Origin of the sequence: Litchfieldella anticariensis FP35 = DSM 16096, from assembly GCF_000409775.1 — a bacterium.
GTDB lineage: Bacteria > Pseudomonadota > Gammaproteobacteria > Pseudomonadales > Halomonadaceae > Litchfieldella > Litchfieldella anticariensis.
The window spans coordinates 140,109-155,418 of the sequence record NZ_KE332393.1 but is presented as its reverse complement, the minus strand read 5'-3'; the positions used below and the strand labels follow the sequence as shown (position 1 = coordinate 155,418).

The window sequence follows — 15,310 nt, the reverse complement described above, 5'->3', positions numbered from 1 at the left end:
AACCTTAATTACAAAGTGAATGATATTTCAGTATTAACTTGCAAAAGGAAACGAAGTCGAAATCAAGGCGACTTAAAGATATTGTTAAGTTGTCTTTACCTTATCTTTCTTGATTAATTATGCTGATGGTGTCTGCCGACATGAGGGGGGATTGCCACCAGGTTCTGCCGTGCCCAGTTCATGGCTTGAATTCGGTTGTGTACCTTTATTTTACGGAAAATATTGTAGAGGTGTGATTTCACCGTATGCTCGCTGACAAACAGCCGATCAGCGATCTCCGAGTTGGACGCTCCTGAGCCCAGTAAGCCAATGATTTCGAGTTCGCGATGGGTCAGCCCGCAAACTGGTCGGTAAGCATTGCGCTGCTGGCGACGATAGAAATCGATGAGCCGTGTCATCAAGGTCCGTGACATCCAGAGATCGCCTTCCAATAACTTGCTGATCCCTTTGCAGATCAACATCAGGTCATCACTGCGATAAAATACCCCTTGCAGGTGCAAAGTCGCGAGTACGTCGGCGGAATGGTCTTCGTCACGAAGGTTGAAGGCAGCCATGGCGATGTTGTCGTAATCGACGACCTTCGCTTGCCAGGCCTGCATGGTGTCGTCATCGACGTGATCGGCATCGAGCAACAACACAGCTCTCTCTTGCTTGATCTCTCCCATTCCGTCATGCGGAGCGACAGCCGTCACGGGGCAGTCGAGCTGGTCGTGAATGTAATCGATAAAAAGCTGTGACTGCGGGTTGCTGTCTGTCACCAGCAGCACCATCCCTTTCCCTTGGCCCATGATGTCTGCTCCACGATTATGATGTGCTACAGGTTGTTGGTATGATGTATTTAGAGGAAGTCCACCATTCTAAGAGTTGACCCTTAATGCCGTTTTGTAAAGTTCGGTTACACAATCTTTCTGAGACTCCTTTCTCCCTGTAGTCTGGCCATCCAAATCTTGCGGGGAAAATTTTCATATAAAACAAATTGTTGTAGGTTTTTCTTTGCTTCTTTTTCATGTTCGATCATGCGCTATTGCCTAGCGAAATCATTAACCTTTCAATGTATCAGAATTGTTATCTAATACTTTTACACTAATTCACTGATGACTATCCCAAGAAGCTTTTATCCTTATGATTTATAAGGACTCATGGAGAAATTTTCCAACTGGAACGCTTGGTTCAATCAATCGGGAGCATGAGATGTCGACCGCACAACCGTTGGTGCTAGCGAGTGGGAACAGGGGAAAACTGCGTGAGTTCCATGAATTGCTGGTTCCGCTGGGCTACATGGTACGGCCACAGTCGGATTATGCTGTCCCCGAGGTCGAGGAGACGGGGCTGTCCTTCGTCGAGAATGCTCTGCTCAAGGCTCGAGAGGCTTGTCGCGTGAGCGGGTTGCCGTCTCTTGCCGATGATTCGGGGCTGGAAGTCGATGCCCTGCACGGCGCACCGGGCATTCACTCGGCCCGCTACGCTGGAGAGCCCAAAAGCGATGATGCCAATAACCGCAAGTTACTGGCAACACTTGCCGATGTCGGCGAGGGTGAGCGCAGTGCTCGATACTGGTGCGTGCTAGTCTATCTGCGCCATGCTGAGGATCCGGTACCCTTGATCGTCCAGCGTAGCTGGGAGGGAACGATCCTGGCACAGCCACGTGGCAATGGAGGCTTCGGTTACGATCCTCTGTTCTGGGTTTCGGAATGTGGCATGAGCGCGGCCGAACTGTCGGGCGAGGAGAAGAATCGCCTTAGTCACCGTGGACGTGCCATGCGTGAGCTGGTGGAGTGTCTTGCGTCATGAGATTGCCGCCACTATCGCTTTACGTACATATCCCCTGGTGTGTGCGTAAGTGCCCCTACTGCGATTTCAACTCACATGGTATGGGCCGTGGTGTGGAACTTCCCGAGAGGGAGTATCTCGAGGCCTTGATTGCTGATCTCGAGGCCGATCTTCCATTGGCCCACGAACGTGAACTGATCAGTGTGTTCGTGGGCGGGGGAACGCCAAGTCTGATGTCGGCCAAGTTCTACCGGGATTTCTTCGAGGCATTGGCCGAGCGTCTGCCACTTGCCTCGGATATCGAGATCACCCTCGAAGCCAACCCCGGTACCGTAGAGCAAGGACGATTCACCGGCTACCGTGCTGCTGGGATCAATCGTTTGTCGCTGGGGGTGCAAAGTTTCCAGCCGATGCAGCTCGAAGCATTGGGCCGTATTCATGGTGCCGAGGAAGCCCGCATGGCTGTACACAGTGCACGCCAGGCGGGTTTCGACAATCTGAATATCGACTTGATGCATGGTCTGCCCGGACAGGATCTCGAACTGGCACTGGCCGATCTCGACGCGGGCCTGGCATTGTCACCGGAGCATTTGTCGTGGTACCAGCTCACCTTGGAACCGAATACCGAGTTTCATTCCCATCCACCTGTGCTGCCTGAGGACGATATTCTGTGGGATATTCAGGATGCTGGGCACGAACGGTTGGAAAATGCTGGTCTCAAGCGTTATGAGATATCGGCCTACGCCCAGGCTGGTCGCCGCTCGCGTCATAATCTGAATTACTGGGGATTTGGCGACTACTTGGGTATCGGTGCAGGGGCGCACAGCAAGACCAGTACTTGGGATGAGGCCGGCCGTCTACGGATCGAACGTCGTTGGAAGAGTCGTCAACCTGACGCTTATCTACACCGACGTCACGATCCACGAGGTTTTGTCGCTGGGCATGCACAGGTAGAGGAGGAAGAATTACCGCTGGAATTTGCCATGAATGCCTTGCGTCTGGTCGAGGGGGTATCACTCGAGAGCTGGGAGACTCATACCGGCCGCCCCTCCCATGAGTTGCAGGAGCACTTGCTTGAAGCACGCAAAAAAGGACTTCTTGTGGAAGATGCCAATCGTCTTCAGGCATCATCCCGAGGTCTATTATTCTTGAACGAACTTTTGACCATGCTCAGTGACGAGTGATGTCGAAAGCGTTTGATCCCGTAAATCCCAAGGAGTGGCAACGTAATGCCCAAGACATATCGACTGATTTATCCACTCGCTGCTGCCGTGCTGTTGGTAGGATGTGCCACCAGCGATCCCTATGGTGGCCAGACCCAGCGCAGCAAGACATTGACCGGGGCTGGCATCGGGGCTGCGATAGGAGCGGCAGCCGGGGCGCTCAGTGGCGACGGATCTACCAGCCGGCGTGATCGTGCCCTGATCGGTGCGGCCGTGGGAGCTGCGGCAGGTGGCGGCATCGGCGCCTATATGGACCGCCAGGAGGCGCAGTTGCGTGAGCGGATGCAGGGAACCGGCATCGGCGTCGATCGCCAGGGTGATGACATCATCCTCAATATGCCCAGTAGTGTGACCTTCGGGTTCGACTCCAGCGAACTGACACCCAGTGCTCGTTCGGCCCTCAATGATGTTTCGGGGGTACTGTTGGAGTATCCAGAGACACGCGTCAACATCGCTGGGCATACCGATAGCACCGGTTCCGCTGAATACAACCAGCGCTTGTCAGAGCGGCGAGCGCAATCGGTGGGCAACTACTTGGCTCAGCAGGGCGTTCAGCAGTATCGCTTGAGCATGAGTGGCTACGGATTCACTCAGCCTGTTGCCAGCAACGATACCGAAGCGGGGCGGGCGCAGAATCGTCGTGTCGAGATCACGCTGACACCCATGCAACAGCAGATGTAATGTAATACCTGGCTATCTTGCCAACCAGGTTAATCGACGACCCGCGAGCTTTCTGAGTTGCGCGGGTCTTCTTTCTGGAATGCCGCTATGCTTGCCTATCAACACGCCTACCATGCCGGCAATTTTGCCGATATTCACAAGCATTTGACGCTGTTCGCCGTCATCCAGCATGTTTTACGTAAAAATTCGGCCATTACATATATTGATACTCATGCTGGTCGTGGCTGTTACCCGCTGAACGCGACGGAGAGTCGCAAGTTGATGGAGTATCGTACGGGGGTCTCTCCCTTGTGGCAGGCTCGCCGTGAGCTGGGTGCTCGTAACGCCTTGGTGAACGCCTGGCTGGAACAGGTGGAAAGTGTCCAGCAAGGTCGTGAAGAGGAACTGACGCATTATCCAGGCTCACCTTGGTGGTTGGCCCAGGCTCTACGGCCTCAGGACCGTCTCAGTCTGTTCGAATTGCACCCCGGCGAACATCGCCACCTGGATGCTCAACCACTGCCTGCCAATGCCCGACGTATCCACGGCGATGGCCTAGTCGGCATGACTCGCATGTTACCAGTGGGCACTCCGCGTCTTTGTGTATTGATCGATCCCAGCTACGAACGCAAAGAGGAGTACCAGGAAGTTGCCACGGCCTTACGGGATCTGGCACGCAAGGTGCGTCATGCCGTGGCATTGGTGTGGTACCCCCTGCTGCCGGCCGGTCGTCACCGAGAGATGCTTGAAAGGATGCGTGACGATGGACTATGCAAACTATGGCAGGCCGAGTTGCAGCTTGCTGCGCCGAGTGACTCGCACGGTATGTATGGCAGCGGGATGCTGGTGCTCAACCCGCCTTGGGGGCTGGAGAAGGAACTAACGGCGGTAATGGAGGCAGTGGTTCCTCTCCTGGCTGCTTCAGCGCACTATCGAAGTGGCTGGTGGGTCGGGGAGTAGGGGGCTACTTGCCGATGCAGAAGCTGCCGAAGATTTCTCCGAGTAGGTCGTCAGCACTGAACTCACCGGTGATCTCTCCCAGTGCTTGCTGGGCATCGCGCAGATCTTCGGCGAGTAATTCACCGGCCCCGTAGCCTTGTAGCTGCTCTTCGCCGTTAGTGAGTGCTTGCTTCGCTCTATCCAAGGCATCCAGATGGCGTCGACGGGCGGAAAAGCGTCCTTCTGTGGTAGTGCAAAAACCCATTACCGTCTTGAGATGGTCCTTCAAGTTATCCACACCCGCCCCGGTTTTTGCCGACAGTCGCAATACCGGAGGGGTTGTGGATAAGTCGAGTCCGGGGAGTTCTTGGCTGGTATCGATCTTGTTGCGCACCAACGTAAGCTGGGAGGGGTCATTGAGGCGGGCGACGAACTCAGGCCAGATAGCCATGGGATCGATGGCCGGGGTCGTGGTGGCATCGACCAGCAGCAGTACGCGATCGGCCTTCTCGATTTCGGCCCAAGCACGTGCCACGCCGATTTTCTCCACGGCGTCGGGGGTATCACGTAAGCCAGCGGTATCGATGATATGCAGCGGCATGCCATCAATGTGGATATGTTCCCGCAATACATCACGGGTGGTGCCCTCGATTTCGGTAACGATAGCGGTATCCTGCTCGGTGAGGGCATTGAGCAGGCTGGACTTCCCAGCGTTGGGGCGTCCGGCTATCACCACATTCATGCCTTCGCGCATCAACGCCCCTTGGCCAGCGGCCAAGCGTACTTCGACCAACTCCGCGACCACGGTCTCGAGCATGGCAGCGACCTTGCCATCGGCGAGGAAGTCGATTTCTTCTTCGGGGAAGTCGATGGCAGCCTCGACATACATGCGCAGCTCGATCAGTCGCTCCACCAGAGCCTGGACACGTCGCGAGAACTCTCCTTGCAGCGAGCGTAACGCGTTCTCAGCAGCGGTTTTAGAGCTGGCGTCGATCAAGTCGGCAATGGCCTCGGCCTGAGCCAAGTCGAGTTTGTCGTTGAGGAACGCGCGTTCGGAAAACTCACCAGGACGAGCCAAGCGTGCTCCCAAGTGCACGCAGCGCTCGAGCAGTAAGTCCATGATCACAGGGCCGCCATGACCGTGCAGTTCGAGAACGTCTTCACCAGTGAATGAATAGGGCCCTTCAAAATACAGGGCAATACCCTCGTCGATGAGCTCCCGTGCACCACGGAAAGGGCCATAAAGGGCATGACGCGGCGCAGGACAGCATCCCAGGATTGCAGTGGCGATATCGCGACAGCCTGGGCCCGAGACACGAACGATACCCACCCCACCGCGCCCAGGAGGGGTAGCGAGTGCTGCGATGGTGTCCTGAGTATAGAGGGGGGGATGCGACATGATACGAATCCTGCTTGGCTGATGACGGCATTGTCCCGTTGATGGCCTGCAAACGCCAGACCCCCGCATGAGCGGGGGTCTGGTGCTGGTGTGAGCGAGAAGATCAGCTCTTGCTCTTCGCTCTCTTGCCGACGGTCGGGTCGTTTTCGATTCTGCGTGTGATGGCCCACTGCTGGAAAATCGAAATGACGTTGTTGACTACCCAGTAGATAACCAAGCCTGCCGGGAACCACAGGAAGAAGAATGTGAAGACGACCGGAAGCATCTTCATGATTTTTGCCTGCATGGGGTCCGGAGGCGTCGGGTTAAGCAACTGCTGCACGAACATCGAGGCCCCCATCAGGATTGGCAGGATGAAGTATGGATCCTTCATCGACAAATCCTGGATCCAGAACACGAACGGGGCGTGACGCAGCTCCACGGACTCCAACAACATCCAGTACAAGGCGATGAATACCGGCATCTGCACCAAAATAGGCAGACAGCCGCCCAGAGGATTGATCTTCTCCTTCTGGTAAAATTTCATCATCTCCTGGGACATCTTCTGCCGATCGTCGCCATACTGTTCCTTGAGACGCTGCATCTCAGGGCCCAGTTTGCGCATGCGTGCCATCGACTTATAGGCCTTGGCCGACAGCGGCCACAAGGCCATCTTGACCATGACGGTCAACACGACGATCGACCAACCCCAGTTGCCGAGCACGTCATGGATTTTGTCGAGCAACCAGAATAGCGGATTGGCGAGGAACCATAGCCAGCCGAAGTCTACGGTCAGCTCAAGATGAGGCGCCACTGCTTCGAGACGTTCCTGAACCTTGGGCCCCATATAGAGCGTGGCGCCCAGCGTGCTTTCTCCCTCGGCGGCGATAGTTTGCGTGGGGCCGGCAAAGGCAGCGACGTTGCGTCCGCGCGAGTCGGTGGTAGCGTAGTAGAGATTTTGCTGGTTCTGGGGTGGCGCCCAGGCCGAAGCGAAATAATGCTGGATGATGGCGACCCAGCCGCCCTCGGCGTCGCGGTTGTTGAAACGCCCGTTCTGGATATCCTCGAAATCGATCTTCTCATAACGAGTTTCCGGAGAGGAATAGGCTGCCCCCAGGTACGATTTCATGCCCATCGATACGCCACTGGAGGGGTCCGGGCTATTGTCTCGGGCCAGTTGGCCGATGAAGCGGGCCGTGACCGGCTCATCGCGGTTGTTGGCCAGGTGATAGGTGACATCGACCGCGTAGTCATCGCGTTCAAAGGTAAAGCGCTTGATGACATCGACCCCGTTGACATTGGCTGTCAAGTCGACGACCAGAGTGTCTGCGCCTTCCGCAAGGCGATAGTCGGTACGTTCCGAACTAAAGGCGACACGCCCCTGATGGCCTTCGAGCTGTAGACCGGATTTGGCCACATAGCTGCGAGATGCACTATCGGTAAGCAGAACGAAGGGGCGATCGGAGTTGAGTGCCAATTTATGCTTTGGCAAAGCGGCATATACGATGTCACCGCCTTGAGGATCGATTCGCACATTGAGCACGTCAGTGACTACTGCGATCAGGTCGCGACTGTCGGTAGGGGAGGGAGTCGCTCCTGGTAGGTCGCTGTCGGAAATCGGTTCCGCGTCACTGGGGGTTGCGGGAGCCACTAAACCTTCCTCCCCTGGCGCTGTCTCGCCGTTACGAGGGGCATCATCGGTAGTGATGGCGGGAGCTTCCGGTTCAGGTGTGACCTGACCGTAGTCCTGATTCCATTGCACGACCAGCAAATAGGCCAGTACGGCAAGTGGAATCAATAGCAGAAGTCGTTTTACGTCCATGAGGGGCCTGCCCGGTGGGTAATGAACAGTCTGACGGCATAGTGCATGAATAAAATGACACACGAAAGCCTGCCGAGGCAGGCCGCCGGTGTCCCGTCAGGTGGTATTGGCCGATTGCTTGCGAACGTCCTTTTCCAGACGCCGCCACATGCCGTAGAGCTGGCGATGCAGGGTGTCACTGTCCAGTTCCCGTACGCCACGCCGGGATAGGACAACGATGTCCACGGCGGGTAGGCGGTGTTGCTGGAGGCGAAAGGACTCGCGAACGAGACGCTTCAAGTGATTGCGATCGACTGCGCGTCGCACGTTCTTCTTGCTGAATACCAAACCGACCCGTGGGTGACCCAGATCGTTGTTGCAGGCCAATGCCAGCAACCCCTTGCCGTGAACCTTGAAGGCGGCCTGGTCGAAAACGCGTCGGTAGTCCCCGGCGGTCAGCAGTCGCAGCTGCCGGGGAAAGCCCTGACGGGACACACGCAATCCGAGATCAGGCGCTCAGACGCTTGCGACCCTTGGCGCGGCGGCGGGCCAGGACGGCGCGGCCGTTCTTGGTGGCCATGCGGGCACGGAAGCCATGCACACGCTTGCGCTTGAGAACGCTGGGTTGAAAGGTGCGTTTCATAACAATTGATTCCCACGTGGTTAATTGGACTTTACGTCAACTTAGAGGCGCCCTGACTTCGGAGGAGGCCAGGGGGGATTCGGCTCAAGACCGGGAATTCTAGTGAATTCGCCGTCAAGGTGCAATTTTTCCCGCTACATTCGCACCACTGGATGAAGTGTTATCCCTTGGCCATGATTCATGAGGAACATGGCAGCTGATTTTGAACGATAACTACTATCATTATTGGTTTTTAGATTTCGTTGTTATTAATACTGGGGATAGTTTTTGTGGATAACCATGATTGATGCTTATATTACAATGATGTATAGAGGATACAACCATGTGAGGAAAAGCAGGACAGCCGTTTGGTTCATTGGGGATAGCCTGGGGGAAGATCGATGAGTCTTCCACAATGTTGTCGTTGTGCCCAGTTCGAGCAGAGGTTGTTCAAGCGTAGGTAGGCAAGTTTTCCACAACTACACTTCCTTGGGATCGTCATGTGGATAACCTATGGCTGGAGCGATACAATGGCGGGTCATTTTCACAATCGGGATGGTGAGGTCGAGTGTCGGTCGCTCTTTGGCAACAATGTCTGGATTACCTGCAGGACGAACTGAATTCTCAGCAGTTCAATACCTGGATTCGCCCTCTTCAGGCGGAGGAGGGTGAATCCAATGAGCTATGCCTGCTGGCGCCCAATCGTTTCGTCAGAGACTGGGTCAATGACAAGTATGTGAAGCGTATCAACGAGTTGCTACGCGAGCTGTCCCCTGTCAAGCCGCCCAAGATATCGTTGACCGTGGGCAGCAGGCGTGCAGCACCTTCGCCTCAGCCACGTGAACTGGGTAATCCCGTTTCCGCCAGTCCCCGTCAGCCTGCATCACCTGCCGTGCATACGTCGCCACGCGGAAATTACGCTGATGAGCATGAGATCGATCAGGCTCGTGAGGAGGGGAGCCGTACTGGAAGCAGCCGCACCTCAGGAAGCAGTGAGCGTCAGGTTCAAGTCGAAGGGAGCCTCAAGCATCAGAGTGGCCTTAACCCCAATTTCACCTTCGAAACCTTCGTTGAAGGTAAGTCCAACCAATTGGCCAGAGCTGCTTCACGCCAAGTGTCGGAAAATCCCGGTGGCGCTTATAACCCTTTGTTTCTGTATGGCGGTGTCGGTCTCGGCAAGACACACCTGATGCATGCCGTGGGCAATCAGCTAGCCAATCGTCGCGAGAATGCCAAGGTGGTCTATCTCCATTCCGAGCGTTTCGTTGCCGATATGGTCAAGGCACTACAACTGAATGCCATCAATGACTTCAAACGCTTCTATCGTAGTGTCGATGCCTTGCTGATCGACGATATTCAGTTCTTTGCTGGCAAAGAGCGTTCTCAGGAAGAATTCTTCCACACCTTCAACGCCTTGCTTGAAGGTGGCCAGCAAATGATCTTGACATCGGACAGATACCCCAAGGAAATCAATGGGGTAGAGGAGCGTCTGAAGTCCCGTTTCGGATGGGGGCTGACGGTAGCCATTGAGCCTCCAGAGCTGGAAACGCGGGTGGCGATCCTGATGAAAAAGGCTGATCAGGCAAAGGTCGAACTTCCTCATGATGCTGCCTTCTTTATCGCTCAGAAGATTCGCTCAAATGTGCGCGAACTAGAAGGCGCCCTGAAGAAAGTGATTGCCGACTCCCATTTCATGGGCAAGCCGATCACTCAGGATTTTATTCGTGAATCTCTGAAAGATTTGTTGGCATTGCAAGATAAGCAGGTCGGTGTCGACAACATCCAGCGCACCGTGGCTGAGTACTACAAGATCAAGCTGGCGGACCTGCTCTCGAAGCGACGTTCACGCTCCGTCGCGCGGCCGCGTCAAGTCGCAATGGCGCTTGCCAAGGAATTGACCAATCACAGCTTGCCGGAAATCGGTGATGCTTTCGGTGGTCGCGACCATACCACGGTCTTGCATGCCTGCCGAAAAGTGCAGGCTCTTCAGGAAGAGAGTGCGGACATTCGTGAAGACTACAAGAATCTATTGCGGTTGCTGACGAGTTGACATGCTCGGTTGCAAACTAGACTGTTTGTTGATCGCAACATGCTGAATGTCATCGAATTTCAGGACAAAGAGTGGAGCCCCCATGAAATTTTCCATTACCCGCGAAGCCCTGCTGCGTCCTTTGGCGCTGGTTGCCGGCGTCGTTGAACGCCGCCAGACGTTGCCGGTGCTGTCCAATGTATTGCTTGAAGTACAGGATGCGCAGCTATCGCTGACTGGTACCGACCTGGAAGTGGAACTGATTGGCCGCACGGCACCTAATCAAGTCGATGAGCCAGGTTCTGCTACGGTACCCGCTCGAAAGTTGATGGATATCTGCAAGTCTTTGCCTGACCAGGCCGAGATCAACATCACCTTGGAAGACGGGCGTGCCGTGCTTCGTAGTGGGCGTTCACGCTTTACCCTGTCGACGTTGCCAGTTGCAGAATTTCCCAATATCGAAGATAGCCAGGCCAGTACCGAATTGAGTCTGCCCAGGGGGACGCTCAAGCATTTGATCGATGCGACATCATTCGCCATGGCCCAGCAGGATGTGCGCTATTACTTGAACGGTATGCTTCTGGAACTCCGCTCCAACCTGGTTCGTACCGTAGCCACCGATGGCCACCGTTTAGCGGTGTGTTCGCGTCCGGCGGATATCGAGGTGGAGCCGGCACAGAAGCTGATCGTGCCGCGCAAGGGTGTGCTGGAACTGGTACGCCTTCTCGACGATAGTGATGAGCCTGTTAGCCTGACCTTGGGTGCCAATCATGTGCGCGCCCATACTGGCGAGTTCACTTTTACCTCCAAGCTGGTCGATGGAAAGTTTCCCGACTATGAGCGCGTGGTACCGCGCGGAGGTGACAAGGTATTCATTGCTGATCGCGCCGAGCTTCGCCAAGTGCTGTCACGAACCTCGATTCTGTCCAACGAGAAGTATCGTGGGGTGCGTCTGCAACTCGAAGAGGGCAATCTTCAGGTCATGGCCAACAACCCCGAGCAGGAAGAGGCAGAAGAGAATATCGCAATCGAATATTCCGGCTCTGGCCTGGAAATTGGTTTCAATGTCAGTTACCTGATCGATGTGCTGAACGCATTAGATGAGGATCGTGTCCAAATGACGCTCGCCGATCCTAATAGCAGTGCATTGATGGAAGAGCCCGGTGGCGGTGATGCCATGTATGTGGTCATGCCTATGCGGCTGTAATGTCGTCTCTTGCCTGAGGTTCCCTTGTTTCCTTCCTTTGTTCAATGCGACACCCCGTGAGGGGTGTCGTAGGACTCTTGCTCAATGACCCTCGATCGCCTCAGCTTCATGGGCTTACGTAATCTGGCGCACGTCGAGATGCGGCCCCAGCCAGGGATCAACGTCATCGTTGGTGCCAATGGTAGCGGCAAGACCAGCCTTCTTGAGGGCATCCATATACTTGGTATGGGGCGTTCCTTCCGTACCCAACAGCTAAAGAATGTCATTGGGCACGCAGTCGAGGGTATGACCTTGCATGGGCGTCTGGCCGGCGATCCACCAATTCCCATTGGCATCCGGCGCTTGCGTGATGGCAGTGAAATGGAAATGCGCATGGCAGGTGAGCGTGTCACCAAAGTTGCGCAACTGGTGGAAGCGCTTCCCCTGCAACTGATCAACCCTGACGCTTTTAAGCTGTTGGAGGGGGCTCCAGCAGTGCGGCGCGAGTTTCTCGACTGGGGGGTGTTTCACGTGAAACACGATTTCCTGGAGACTTGGAAGCGTGTTCGACGAGCCTTGAAACATCGGAATGCACTGCTCAGGCATGGTAGAATTGATGAACGTTCCCTCTCGGTGTGGGAGGGTGAGTTGGTGCAATGGAGCGAACGACTCGATTCGTTTCGCAGCGACTATGTTCGGGAGTTTCTGCCGATCTTCGAGGAAACTCTGCAGGAGCTTTTGCCGCTACCAACACTGACACTGCGATACTCGCGGGGTTGGGATCGACAGCGGTCGCTGGCAGAGGTGCTTCACCAAGGCCGTGACACTGATCGACAAATGGGTTTTACCCAACAAGGGCCTCAGCGTGCTGACCTGAGACTGCGAATCGAACGCCGGCCGGCGGCGGAGGTTCTGTCACGAGGTCAGCAGAAGTTGGTAGTCAGTGCAATGAAACTGGCACAGGGACGCCTTCTGGAACAACTGACGGCCCAAACCTGTACTTATCTGATTGATGACCTGCCGGCGGAATTGGATGCACGTCATCGGCATGATTTTTGTCGCTGGCTGGAGCGGATGGGATGTCAGGTGTTTATCACCAGTGTCGACCCAGAAGCCCTCGAAGGAATGTGGCAACCGGACACGTCAGTCGCAATGTTTCACGTGAAACATGGTCGTCTCGACACACTGAAAGACTTCACGACGGAGTAGTCAATGAGCGAACAGGCTTACGACTCATCGAGTATCAAGGTTCTCAAGGGCTTGGATGCTGTACGCAAGCGCCCTGGCATGTACATCGGCGATACCGATGATGGAACCGGCTTGCATCACATGGTATTCGAGCTGGTGGACAACTCTATCGATGAAGCCTTGGCGGGATACTGCAGCGAAATCCGCGTAATCATACATCCTGATGAATCGGTTACTGTCAGTGACAATGGCCGTGGCGTTCCCACTGATATTCATGAAGGAGAGGGAGTGTCAGCCGCGGAGGTGATCATGACGGTGTTGCATGCCGGCGGCAAGTTCGACGATAACTCCTACAAGGTCTCCGGCGGGCTTCACGGGGTAGGGGTATCAGTGGTAAACGCCTTGTCTGAAGAATTGAAACTGACCATCTGGCGAGCCGGACAGGTATATGAGCAGATTTATCACCATGGTGTACCGGAAGCACCGCTGGGAGTGGTAGGCAAGACAGAAAAGAGCGGCACGCGAGTCCATTTCAGACCGTCGCCGCTAACTTTCGGCAATATCGAATTTCACTACGATATTCTTGCCAAACGCCTGCGCGAACTGTCGTTCCTGAACTCTGGCGTGGCGATTCGTTTGCTTGATGAGCGCAGTGGTAAAGAGGAGCTCTTCCACTATGAAGGAGGGCTCAAGGCATTCGTCGACCACTTGAATACCAACAAGACTACCTTGAACCCGGTGTTCCACTTCGATGCGCAGCGCGAGGATGGCGTAGGTGTGGAAGTGGCGATGCAGTGGAACGACACCTTTGCCGAGAATATTTTTTGCTATACCAATAACATCCCGCAGCGCGATGGTGGGACTCACCTGGCTGGGTTCCGTGCATCGCTGACACGCACCTTGAACAGCTATATCGAAGCGGAAGGGTTGCTCAAGAAGACCAAGGTCAACACCTCTGGCGATGACGCACGAGAAGGCTTGACGGCGATCATCTCGGTAAAGGTCCCGGATCCCAAGTTTTCCTCCCAGACCAAAGACAAGTTGGTTTCCTCCGAGGTCAAGACGGCTGTCGAGCAGGAAATGGGGCGGATGTTTTCAGAATACCTGGTCGAGCGTCCCAACGAGGCCAAGGCGATCGTCAACAAGATGCTCGATGCGGCGCGCGCTCGCGAAGCGGCGCGTAAGGCTCGCGATATGACGCGTCGCAAGGGGGCCTTGGATATTGCTGGCCTGCCAGGCAAGCTTGCGGATTGCCAGGAAAAGGATCCCAGCCTGTCCGAGCTCTACTTGGTAGAGGGTGACTCAGCTGGTGGCAGTGCCAAACAGGGCCGCGATCGTCGCACCCAGGCGATTTTGCCGCTCAAAGGCAAGATTCTCAACGTTGAGAAGGCGCGCTTCGACAAGATGCTTTCCTCCGCCGAGGTCGGCACTTTGATTACTGCGCTGGGCTGCGGTATCGGGCGCGAGGAGTTCAATCCTGACAAGCTGCGTTATCACTCGATCATCATCATGACCGACGCTGATGTCGATGGGTCGCATATTCGCACACTGCTCTTGACCTTCTTCTTCCGGCAGATGTCCCAGTTGATCGAGCGCGGGCATGTGTTCATTGCTCAGCCGCCACTTTACAAGATCAAACGTGGTAAGCAGGAAAGCTACCTTAAGGACGAACAGGCGCTGATCGATTATCTGACCACGACGGCACTGGATGGAGCCCGTCTCTATGTCAATGCTGATGCCCCAGGTATTGGGGGAGAGCAGCTAGAATCGCTGGTTAATCAGTACCGCGATGTGATGAACCGCATCGAACGTTTGTCACGTGTCTACCCCAATGAAGTATTGCGTAAGATAGTGCATGCAGCACCATTGGAAGGCGAGCAGAGCCTTAAAGATCACGTCACCATGCAGAATTGGATCGATTATCTGCAAGGTGAAATGGACGCTCTGGTTGCCTACGAAGGCGGGCCACGTTACACCTTCCAACTGCATGAGGATAGCGAGCGCGGTTTGTTCTTACCTGGGGTTTCCCTGACTGCGCATGGTGTAACGACCGACTATGTATGGGGCATGGATTTCTTCCGGAGCGCAGACTATCGCGCTATGGCCAGTCTGGGTGAGACACTGGATGGCTTGTTGGAAGAAGGGGCTTATGTTGCTCGAGGCGAACGGCAACAGCCAGTAGACAGCTTCTACGGTGCCTTGGAATGGTTGATGAAGGAAGCCCAGCGCGGCTTCTCGATCCAGCGCTACAAGGGATTGGGCGAAATGAATCCTGACCAGCTTTGGGATACCACCATGAATCCTGAAACTCGTCGCATGCTGAGAGTATCGATCGAGGACGCGGTCGCTGCCGATATGATGTTCAATACCCTGATGGGCGATGAGGTTGAGCCACGTCGTGACTTCATTGAACGTTTTGCCCTGGTAGCTAATCTGGATGTGTGACTCTAAAGGCAAGCTCAAGGAAGTGTTTCACGTGAAACACTCCCCGATATAAAGCCAGAGCATGCAGGT

Annotated in this window: 13 protein-coding genes; 8 read left to right on the top strand and 5 right to left on the bottom strand. The window is 55.1% G+C overall.

The window, feature by feature from the left end:
- Nucleotides 1–113 precede the first annotated feature (113 nt).
- Nucleotides 114–788 (bottom strand): LuxR C-terminal-related transcriptional regulator, encoded by a 675-nt coding sequence (locus L861_RS19120; RefSeq protein ID WP_016418298.1) that lies wholly within the window; start codon nucleotides 786–788, stop codon nucleotides 114–116.
- Between the two features lie 403 nt (nucleotides 789–1,191).
- Here L861_RS19120 and rdgB point away from each other — a divergent pair, with 403 nt between their 5' ends.
- The 4 genes from rdgB (at nucleotide 1,192) to L861_RS19100 (ending at nucleotide 4,613) form a co-directional block, all read left to right on the top strand.
- Nucleotides 1,192–1,791, top strand: a complete 600-nt coding sequence (gene rdgB / locus L861_RS19115) for an RdgB/HAM1 family non-canonical purine NTP pyrophosphatase (protein WP_016418297.1) — start codon at nucleotides 1,192–1,194, stop codon at nucleotides 1,789–1,791.
- Nucleotides 1,788–2,954: a radical SAM family heme chaperone HemW gene (gene hemW / locus L861_RS19110; RefSeq protein WP_016418296.1), complete on the top strand. Its 1,167-nt coding sequence runs from the start codon at nucleotides 1,788–1,790 to the stop codon at nucleotides 2,952–2,954. The genes rdgB and hemW overlap by 4 nt, the downstream gene beginning before the upstream one ends.
- A 45-nt stretch (nucleotides 2,955–2,999) precedes the next feature.
- Nucleotides 3,000–3,674, top strand: coding sequence for a YiaD family glycine zipper/OmpA-like lipoprotein (locus tag L861_RS19105; RefSeq protein ID WP_016418295.1), 675 nt, complete (start codon nucleotides 3,000–3,002; stop codon nucleotides 3,672–3,674).
- Between the two features lie 87 nt (nucleotides 3,675–3,761).
- Nucleotides 3,762–4,613 (top strand): 23S rRNA (adenine(2030)-N(6))-methyltransferase RlmJ, encoded by an 852-nt coding sequence (locus tag L861_RS19100; RefSeq protein ID WP_016418294.1) that lies wholly within the window; start codon nucleotides 3,762–3,764, stop codon nucleotides 4,611–4,613.
- 4 nt (nucleotides 4,614–4,617) lie between these two features.
- Here the strand turns inward: L861_RS19100 and mnmE are convergent, their stop codons facing one another.
- The 4 genes from mnmE to rpmH all read right to left on the bottom strand — a co-directional run bounded on the left by mnmE (nucleotide 4,618) and on the right by rpmH (nucleotide 8,414).
- Entirely contained in the window at nucleotides 4,618–5,991 is a 1,374-nt protein-coding gene (gene mnmE, locus L861_RS19095) for a tRNA uridine-5-carboxymethylaminomethyl(34) synthesis GTPase MnmE (RefSeq protein ID WP_016418293.1), read from the bottom strand.
- A gap of 103 nt (nucleotides 5,992–6,094) precedes the next feature.
- Nucleotides 6,095–7,792 (bottom strand): membrane protein insertase YidC, encoded by a 1,698-nt coding sequence (gene yidC, locus L861_RS19090; RefSeq protein ID WP_016418292.1) that lies wholly within the window; start codon nucleotides 7,790–7,792, stop codon nucleotides 6,095–6,097.
- 96 nt (nucleotides 7,793–7,888) lie between these two features.
- Entirely contained in the window at nucleotides 7,889–8,266 is a 378-nt protein-coding gene (rnpA, locus tag L861_RS19085) for a ribonuclease P protein component (RefSeq protein WP_021029234.1), read from the bottom strand.
- 13 nt (nucleotides 8,267–8,279) lie between these two features.
- Nucleotides 8,280–8,414, bottom strand: coding sequence for a 50S ribosomal protein L34 (gene rpmH, locus L861_RS19080; RefSeq protein WP_010626003.1), 135 nt, complete (start codon nucleotides 8,412–8,414; stop codon nucleotides 8,280–8,282).
- Between the two features lie 547 nt (nucleotides 8,415–8,961).
- Between rpmH and dnaA the strand changes: the two genes are divergently transcribed.
- The 4 genes from dnaA to gyrB all read left to right on the top strand — a co-directional run bounded on the left by dnaA (nucleotide 8,962) and on the right by gyrB (nucleotide 15,241).
- A complete protein-coding gene (gene dnaA, locus L861_RS19075; protein ID WP_016418290.1) occupies nucleotides 8,962–10,443 on the top strand; it encodes a chromosomal replication initiator protein DnaA in 1,482 nt (493 codons plus the stop codon).
- A gap of 82 nt (nucleotides 10,444–10,525) precedes the next feature.
- Nucleotides 10,526–11,629, top strand: a complete 1,104-nt coding sequence (gene dnaN, locus L861_RS19070; protein WP_016418289.1) for a DNA polymerase III subunit beta — start codon at nucleotides 10,526–10,528, stop codon at nucleotides 11,627–11,629.
- Nucleotides 11,630–11,713: 84 nt separating this feature from the next.
- Nucleotides 11,714–12,817 (top strand): DNA replication/repair protein RecF, encoded by a 1,104-nt coding sequence (gene recF, locus L861_RS19065; protein ID WP_016418288.1) that lies wholly within the window; start codon nucleotides 11,714–11,716, stop codon nucleotides 12,815–12,817.
- Nucleotides 12,818–12,820: 3 nt separating this feature from the next.
- Complete coding sequence (gene gyrB, locus L861_RS19060) at nucleotides 12,821–15,241, top strand: DNA topoisomerase (ATP-hydrolyzing) subunit B (protein ID WP_016418287.1); 2,421 nt, start codon at nucleotides 12,821–12,823, stop codon at nucleotides 15,239–15,241.
- Nucleotides 15,242–15,310: the final 69 nt, after the last annotated feature.

What these genes read in the sequence shown, in the direction of transcription:
- recF (WP_016418288.1), top strand. Translation starts at nt 11,714, where the DNA reads ATGACCCTCGATCGCCTCAGCTTCATGGGCTTACGTAATCTGGCGCAC.
- L861_RS19120 (WP_016418298.1), bottom strand. Translation starts at nt 788, where the DNA reads ATGGGCCAAGGGAAAGGGATGGTGCTGCTGGTGACAGACAGCAACCCG.
- dnaN (WP_016418289.1), top strand. Translation starts at nt 10,526, where the DNA reads ATGAAATTTTCCATTACCCGCGAAGCCCTGCTGCGTCCTTTGGCGCTG.
- hemW (WP_016418296.1), top strand. Translation starts at nt 1,788, where the DNA reads ATGAGATTGCCGCCACTATCGCTTTACGTACATATCCCCTGGTGTGTG.
- gyrB (WP_016418287.1), top strand. Translation starts at nt 12,821, where the DNA reads ATGAGCGAACAGGCTTACGACTCATCGAGTATCAAGGTTCTCAAGGGC.
- rdgB (WP_016418297.1), top strand. Translation starts at nt 1,192, where the DNA reads ATGTCGACCGCACAACCGTTGGTGCTAGCGAGTGGGAACAGGGGAAAA.
- mnmE (WP_016418293.1), bottom strand. Translation starts at nt 5,991, where the DNA reads ATGTCGCATCCCCCCCTCTATACTCAGGACACCATCGCAGCACTCGCT.
- yidC (WP_016418292.1), bottom strand. Translation starts at nt 7,792, where the DNA reads ATGGACGTAAAACGACTTCTGCTATTGATTCCACTTGCCGTACTGGCC.
- L861_RS19100 (WP_016418294.1), top strand. Translation starts at nt 3,762, where the DNA reads ATGCTTGCCTATCAACACGCCTACCATGCCGGCAATTTTGCCGATATT.
- rpmH (WP_010626003.1), bottom strand. Translation starts at nt 8,414, where the DNA reads ATGAAACGCACCTTTCAACCCAGCGTTCTCAAGCGCAAGCGTGTGCAT.
- L861_RS19105 (WP_016418295.1), top strand. Translation starts at nt 3,000, where the DNA reads ATGCCCAAGACATATCGACTGATTTATCCACTCGCTGCTGCCGTGCTG.